Below are 7,171 nucleotides of genomic sequence, written 5' to 3'. Positions count from 1 at the left end.
ATCGAGGATGCCGCATGCCAGCTCGCCATCCCGGAAGGCACCTTCAAGAGCCGGGTTGCCCGCGGCAGGACGCGTCTCCGGCAACTGGTCAAGGACTCCGAAGCACAGCCGTTCTCAGCAAGCGTACCCAAGGAGAAACCTCCGGAACGCCGCGACTGGAAAGGCGTGCTGATCGGATAGCCGCGTTATAAAATGACCGTAAAAAATCGGCCATTCCTGATGCAAAAATCAAAAGTTTTGCATCAACGCAGCGGCGTAAAGCAGTCGGTCGGCTGACGCCCATTTGCTGCCGTTCTCCCGTCGTGCCACTAATGAACGAATGAGCGACGAACCTTTCATCGAGCGAATTTTTGAAAGTGGCGAGGACCGCATCACCGCCGCTTTCTTCGGCCGTTTTTAGCTCCCGGCGGTGAATATCAGTGCCGATGGGCGATCGTATGGCCTGATCGCGTTCAGCAACGCTACGCTTGTGGTCTGGACAGTATACAGGCGCTGATGCTGGCGATGAAGTCTGTTCATTCGGAGCTTATGGAAAGCGACCTATACAAGGCTGGGAAGCTTACCTACGTCGATCAGTATGACCTAGACCTTCCGCCCAGTTGGGGTGAGGGGCAGCTATATGTGCCGCCCGAACGGAACGGCGGTTAAGCACCAATTTTCGCGTCCGTGATGCAAAACTCACAAGTTTTGCATCATGCTCGGAACGGCGGGAATCTCGGCATCGCGATGATGCAGAAATTCGATGCGCTGCCGATCGTGAATGTTAGGGCCTGGCGGTGAGCGGTCCGACCGCTTTTTGAGAGGGTTTGCAGCGATAAGCCGACGTGCTTCTATGCAGCGGCACCCATAACGAGGGTAGAATATGCTCCAGCTTTTCGTTCGAACACCATTGCGGTTCTGGTTCCGCCTAGGAATAGCGGCATCAATTATCTGGGTTGTCTTGGCTACGTTGTGGCATTGGGCCGCTCTCAGTCGCGAGACCGCAAGTGCCTACATGCAGCATTTCAATGTATGCCGTTCAAACGGCAGCGGCTTCGGCAGTGCGTGTATGACACTCGCGCAACATCAGCTTGATGCAGGTCACGAAAATGCTTGGTTTATAGCGATAGGGGAAAGCCTGTTGCAGCTTTCTATCTTGTGGTTCGTCGGGGTGGTTATCGTCATCGGGACGAGATGGGCAGCCCAAGCATTCGAACCAGCGCGGTCCGCTTAACGGACGCAGCACGCCCTCGAAAATAGCAAAAAGGGTCGCTTTCTGCCGTCCCGGCTGTTGCGAAAGGGTTCCCTTTTGCACCGGCATGAAGCGCCCAGTTGTGGACATTACCCCGCTGTGCAAGCTTGTGCAGATGAAGGTTCTGCTCCCCTTGGCGTTGTTGACGGTCGGTGCAGCACCAGTCGATCACCCTCGGAGCTACCTGCTGTCGATCGGGCAAATACCGCTGAAGGATACGGAGAGCATCGAGGCTTTCGCGATCGAAACTTGGGGCCTCCAGTTCCAGTCTATCTGCCACATTCCAAGCGGCTGGCGGATCAAAGCCGGAAGCAGCGCCACACCAAATGGTGTTATCGAGGGAAATGGAAGCCAGGGAGCCACGTGGTTCAACCACGGAAGCCCTAAAGAGCTTCGCGCGTTCGTCCTCGTCACTCTCTACGCTCCGGTGCAGCGCGTAGACATCGGCTCTCCCGGCAATGGCATCCCCGCCACATTCAAGGGAACCGCGACAATCAGCACCGACGACGGCGACCTTCAACGTGCTCTTTCGTACCGAAACATCACGCTAACCCCGGCACGCCATTGCCCGAGCGGGTGACTTCAGCTTTCTACCAGACCTCGCCGTTCAGCCCTGCTGCCGCGATAGCCGCGATATTGTGGCCTGATCGACCCCGAGCAGGGCGGCGACGGTGCGCTGCGTATCGCCCCTGGCAAGCCGCTGTAGCGCCTCGGCCTGCTGGTGAGGGGTGAGGGCGGCGCGTCGGCCGAACTTCACGCCACGGGCCTTTGCCTGGTCTCTGCCGGCAGAGGTGCGCTCAACGATCCGTTGGCGCTCCCAGCTCGCCACAATCCCCAGCACGGCGATGATGACGTCGGCGAATTGCGACGTGGTGTCCACCATCGGCTCCGCGATCGAGCGGAAGCCGGCGCCGGCTTCCTTCACCGTATGGAGGATGTTCAACAGGTCACGGGTGTTGCGGGCAAGGCGATCGGTCGCGGTCACCATCAGCACGTCGCCAGCATCGAGCGCACCGATCGCGCGCTTGAGCTTGGGCCGCTCGGCCGACGCGGCGCTGGCCTTCTCCTGGTAAACCTTCACGCATCCGGCAGCGAGGAGCTGGGCGACCTGCTGGGTGAGGTCCTGGCCATTGGATGAGACGCGCGCATAGCCGTAGATCATGCAACCGTTGTGCATCGGATATATGCATCACGGAAGTACCCGGATTTCTGCCGTTCCCGGCGCGATGCAAAACTTGTGAGTTTCGCATCACGACGTGAAAAGTGGTGGCCCATGGCCAGGCCAGCAGGTGGTAATTGCGACCGTAAGTCTGCACCCGCCCTTACCGAAAACGATGCTGTTTTGGTAGACCGCAGTCGAACGGCTCTTATCGAATCACGATCCAGTTGGCGAGAAAACTGACGGATCAAAGCTTACTGGAAGGGGGCGGTGCGTCTGCCCCTCGCTGTCGGGCATCGCCGCTACGGCTTGGGTTGGCCTATCGTGCAGGACATACACCAGCTCCGTGCGCTCTACGACCAGCGCGCCGGCACCTTCTTGTCCAACTCAGGCGTCCTGCAGGTGTTCGGCGTCAACGACCAGCGGAGCGCCCAGCTCGTTTCCGATCTGCTCGGATAGGAAACGGTCGAGGCTGTTGACAAAGTCGGCGTCGAATTAGATCGAGACAAACCTGCTTGCCAGCTCCTGTTTTTCGCCGGACCGCGGCCCGTTATCGCCGCCCAGCTGCGCTACTATGTTGATCGTGAGTTTGCCGGTAGGTTCGATACGGCGTGACCAATACGAGCCGCAGCTACTGGTTTTTAGGCTCAGTGCCAGCGCACGCCCTCCGTCGAGCGCAGCATCTAGTTAACCAGGCCGCTTTCCCAACTGCGCTCCGCATTTGAGCCGCGGCGGTTCTGGTCCCATGGTAACGTGCTAGTGTTCACCTGAGCTTGCATTCTTTCAGTTCTGATCTCTCTTCACCCGAATTGGAAAATCTTTGGGTTAGATGGTTATACCTTAGGTTAGAGAGTTAAGCCGTGCCGAAATGACAAGATGAGCCTGGAAATGCGTGATTCGGGCCACACGCCGTGTTCCCGAAGTGTCGGTTCGACGTTCCCCTTGTGTCGATCCTGGCGTTCCCGAAAGATCGACGGAGCGTTCCCGATGACCCGAATGCTGTTCCTGGAGTGTCGATAACGCACCATTCGTGTTCGAAAAGGGACTCCTATTGAATCACTTTCGCGGGCCGAACCAAAGGATAGGTTCATATGTCGCGCTCGGCATCGCGCTACTGATAATGTCAGTCGAATAGGCCGACACATCGGGAACGCCGCGCCACGCCATCAGGGATTAAATTGGCCCGTGGGCAGTTAGATCATCTCCCTAAAGTGTGGCGATTTGCCTTGTCAAAGCGCCGCACAAAACCAATGAACGCGCTTTGATAGCTGACCGGCGTGCGTGCCGAATCAGCCTCGATCCAGGCGCGGAACTCCGCGTGGAGCGTCTGATAATCCCAGCCAGGGCATTCGGCGCGGAGCGTTGCGAGCGTAGCATCGGTAACCTCGCCCGCCGTTGCGCGCGTTGCCAGACTGGTTCGCGAGCGGCGTAGCAGTGCGCTGACATCGACCAACGCCATGGGTGCGGGTTCTGCGACTGTCGCGGCTGGGGAAGGCGGTGCCGCTTGCTGGGCCGGCTGTTCGGGCGGGCTGGCGCGATGCTCTGACACAGTCTTCACTGACCGTTCGGCGTCGTTACGACGCTGCATTCGCAACGCCGGCTCGCGTTTGCCGGTCGCGCTCTCGAGCGTCAGCGCATAGCCGGGCAGCTCATTGCGTTCGGCTATCTTGGCGATCTCGAACTTGAAGCGGCGATATTGCCCCTCCGCCCCCGATTTTTCAAACAAAGTCGGCATTGCGATGGCGAAGCCGCCCTCCCCTGCTCCGCCAGCATGTTTGCGCGCAACGCGGTACAGCCAGCGCTCGCGACCGCCCGTCAGGTCGAAATAGGCGCGCTCGATCGACAGCACCCCGCCCTGCATCATCACGCCTTCCCAAAACCAGTTTGACAGCTCGATCGTCATACCGCGCGACCGCTCGGTCTTCTCGTCAACTAACTGTGTCCAGCCGTCGAGCCAGCTGAACGTCGCTTCGCGACGGTTTTCGGCGCGGATATTGGTTTTGATCGTCGTTGCGACGAGCCGGTCGAGTGCCTGACCGAGCAATTCGTACGCCCGGCCCGTCGTCGGTCGCCCAATCGCGCGGAGCAGATCGTACGGCATAAGGTGCAACTTGCGCGGTACGTCGTTCACCCCGCGTCGCGCCATGTCGGCGAGCACGCTGGCGCAATAGATCAGAATGTCAGCATCCCAGATCGTTGCCATGCCATAATCAGGGTTGCCCGAAACATGCACCCATAGCTTGCCATCCGGGCTCTTGTAGTCGATCGGCTTGATCCGCTTTGACTTGGCAAGGCTGAAGAACGGGCGTTCCATCATCTCGCGCTGGTCCCGCAGCGGCAGGTCGGCGAGATAGGGCAGGAACAGGTTGAACTGCTCGGAAATGCGCTGGCGCTCGGCGCGGCTCATCGGCGTACCTTCCGCACGTTTCCCCGGGGAAACACGTTCACCGCTTCAATCCCCGGCCCTCGGCCTCAAGATGCGCTAACGCTTGCCGCAATGCGGTCGCCAGCTCATCCGGTCCGGCACCCGAACCCGCATGCAGTCGGATCGTTACGCCTTGTCGATTACTTGATTGAATGCTGAGCCCGGGTCGACCGTGCGTCGTGGTCCAGACAAATGGCGCCGCATCACTGGCCGGGTTGTTGGGAGCCTCGAGCAAGCGGCGCAGCACTTCGGCGGCAGGGTAGGGGACCGCGCTCTTTTCCCGTCGAGCTCCCTGCTCACGCGCGATGTCGCGCGCCGTGCTTTGGATCGCCTTCGCCGCGCTTTTGTCATCGAGCGCCTGTGCCAACGCGTAGGCTGGCTTAAGCTGCACATCGGACGGTGAAGCGAAAGCAGCGATCACGCCTTCGGGAATCCCTGCGACCTTGATCATCTTCGATAGCCAGCCTTTCGACACCTTCAGCCGCTCGGCCATCCGGGTCAGATGGTTGCCATAATGCGCCTTGAGCGCCTCGGCATAATTGCGCGCACGCTCCAGGTCCGAAACGTCGGCGCGCGCGCGATTCTCGAGATCGGCTAGCCGGAACGCCGCCTCGTCATCGAGCCGCGCGACCTGGGCCACGAATTGCATCTCCGGATAGGAATGCGCGCGCAGCCAACTGATCGACCAATGCCGGCGGGTGCCAGCGATCACCTCGAAGTCATGCACTGGATCGCCGTCAACACGGCGTACCACTGCGGGAACCTTCTGACCGCCTTCTGCGATGATCGAGTTGATCAGTTCGCGACAGCTTTCCTCCGACAGATGCTGATAACTGCGCGCATTGCCCGGCCATATCCGCACCCGCGCGGGGTCGAGCAGGAGTTGCGTCACTTGCCGTACTTCACCGCTCGTTACGCGCGCCAGAGCAGTTTCGCGATTGAGTAGCGTCGTGCCACGCGACCGCTCAGGTTGCACCGAGGCAGGGGACTTAGTGGCCTCGTCGGCGGGCTCGTCCGCAAGTAAAGCCGCTAGGTAATCGGATTGTTTACGCGCCACAACGCACCCCCTGTTTGGCACGTAGCAAGAACGGATGGCGGTAGGACAGAACCTCAGGCAGCATAGAGAACATCCTCCTCACACGCCGGTTCTACCCGACCCCAGCCTTGGCGGACGAGTTGTTCGATCTGGCCCATTGCTTCGTCGAGATTGGCACGGCAGCGCTTGTGCGTCTTGGGCGTTCCGATTGGACGCTCAAGCTCGTAGATCGTCATCATGCGCATTGCTGCATGGCTGATTTCGGCGGATTCGAGAATCGGGACGGGCAGAAGGGCGGGGCCAAAGCTCTGCTCCATGATGGTCCGCACCATCGCATGGCTCGGGTCGTTGCCGTCAAACTTTGAACAGATCAGCCGCAGGAAGCTGTATTCGACTTCAATCCCGGCGCGCGCAAGCTGTTGCAGCACCTGGTCCATCATTGAAAGGAATTGCACGGTCGAGCAGAAATCGGGCGTGGTCGCTGCAAGCGGCACAAGCAGCGCATTGGCGGCCTGCATCACCGCAAGGCTGATTGTTCCAAGGGCAGGGGGGGGATCGAGCAGCACCACGTCATAATTGCGCGCGAGATCGGCGAGGCCCTGCTTCAATTTGCGGAAGCGCGCGGCGAGCACGGATTGCCCGTCCGACCCGGCCGCGGCGAGCTCATATTCAACATCGAACAGCTCGAGATTTGAGGGGATCAGATCGACATTGGGCCAGGGCGTCGACTTCACTGCGTAGAGCAGGTCGGCTTGGGTTGGGTCTATCGAGAGATAAGGGTAGAGGGTCTCTTCGCGCGTGATGTTGAAATGCGGGTTGAAGCCAAACAGTGTAGTGGTCGTCGCCTGACTGTCACAGTCGACCACGAGCACGCGATAGCCCTGTACCGCGAAATAGTGCGCGAGGTGGCAGGTAACAGTCGATTTTCCAACACCGCCCTTAAAGTTCTGGACCGCGATTATTGCGGGGATATCGAGCGGCGCGCGGGCAGGGGAGGCGCCGAGCACCTCGCGCATCTGGAGCATTTCCTCAACCGAATAGCCAAGCCGACGGCCATTCTTGCCGGCGGGAGCAGCGGGCAAGCGGCCGTCGTCCTCCGCCATGCGAATGCGATTGGTGGAGCAGCTTAGCAACTGGGCGGCTTCTGCGATGCCGAAGCGCACGTTGAGGCCTTTGCGACTTTCCGGCAGGAATGCCTTGCGCCGCAAGCGTTCGATCATGCGTTCACCGGCTTCGGCAAGTTCGCCAATGTGATTGACGATTGCATTCATGAAGCGGTCCAATCGCATAGTTGAAGCAAGATCAGTGTCATATACACAT

General features: G+C 59.7%; 6 protein-coding genes and 3 pseudogenes. 4 read left to right on the top strand and 5 right to left on the bottom strand.

Annotated elements, in window-relative coordinates:
- Both IE187_RS21535 and IE187_RS21855 read left to right on the top strand, forming a co-directional pair.
- A pseudogene (locus IE187_RS21535) lies at positions 1–180 on the top strand (RNA polymerase sigma factor); the annotation flags it as partial.
- 210 nt (positions 181–390) lie between these two features.
- Positions 391–648 (top strand): annotated as a pseudogene (locus IE187_RS21855) (DUF6968 family protein); the annotation flags it as partial.
- A 370-nt stretch (positions 649–1,018) separates the two neighbouring features.
- Here the strand turns inward: IE187_RS21855 and IE187_RS20475 are convergent.
- Positions 1,019–1,321 (bottom strand): hypothetical protein, encoded by a 303-nt coding sequence (locus IE187_RS20475; protein ID WP_189677851.1) that lies wholly within the window; start codon positions 1,319–1,321, stop codon positions 1,019–1,021.
- 25 nt (positions 1,322–1,346) lie between these two features.
- On the opposite strand from IE187_RS20475, the gene IE187_RS20470 reads away from it, so the two are divergent.
- The gene (locus IE187_RS20470; RefSeq protein ID WP_189677850.1) at positions 1,347–1,811 is read left to right on the top strand and encodes a hypothetical protein; all 465 of its coding nucleotides are present in this window, start codon (positions 1,347–1,349) and stop codon (positions 1,809–1,811) included.
- A 27-nt stretch (positions 1,812–1,838) separates the two neighbouring features.
- Here the strand turns inward: IE187_RS20470 and IE187_RS20465 are convergent, their stop codons facing one another.
- Positions 1,839–2,393 carry a recombinase family protein gene (locus tag IE187_RS20465; RefSeq protein WP_189677849.1) on the bottom strand — a complete coding sequence of 185 codons (555 nt, stop codon included), beginning with the start codon at positions 2,391–2,393 and terminating at the stop codon, positions 1,839–1,841.
- A gap of 300 nt (positions 2,394–2,693) precedes the next feature.
- Between IE187_RS20465 and IE187_RS21850 the strand changes: the two are divergent.
- A pseudogene (locus IE187_RS21850) lies at positions 2,694–3,005 on the top strand (TraM recognition domain-containing protein); the annotation flags it as partial.
- 583 nt (positions 3,006–3,588) lie between these two features.
- Here IE187_RS21850 and IE187_RS20455 read toward each other — a convergent pair.
- The 3 genes from IE187_RS20455 to IE187_RS20445 are packed head-to-tail and all read right to left on the bottom strand — an operon-like array spanning position 3,589 to position 7,122.
- Complete coding sequence (locus IE187_RS20455; RefSeq protein WP_189677848.1) at positions 3,589–4,797, bottom strand: replication initiator protein A; 1,209 nt, start codon at positions 4,795–4,797, stop codon at positions 3,589–3,591.
- 37 nt (positions 4,798–4,834) lie between these two features.
- Positions 4,835–5,872, bottom strand: a complete 1,038-nt coding sequence (locus IE187_RS20450) for a ParB/RepB/Spo0J family partition protein (protein ID WP_189677847.1) — start codon at positions 5,870–5,872, stop codon at positions 4,835–4,837.
- A gap of 53 nt (positions 5,873–5,925) precedes the next feature.
- A complete protein-coding gene (locus IE187_RS20445; protein WP_189677858.1) occupies positions 5,926–7,122 on the bottom strand; it encodes an AAA family ATPase in 1,197 nt (398 codons plus the stop codon).
- Positions 7,123–7,171 lie beyond the last annotated feature (49 nt).

It is taken from the genome of Sphingomonas glacialis, assembly GCF_014653575.1.
Classification (GTDB): Bacteria; Pseudomonadota; Alphaproteobacteria; order Sphingomonadales; family Sphingomonadaceae; genus Sphingomonas; species Sphingomonas glacialis.
Note: the sequence above shows the minus strand (reverse complement) of the source record. Positions and strands in the feature narration are given on the sequence as shown.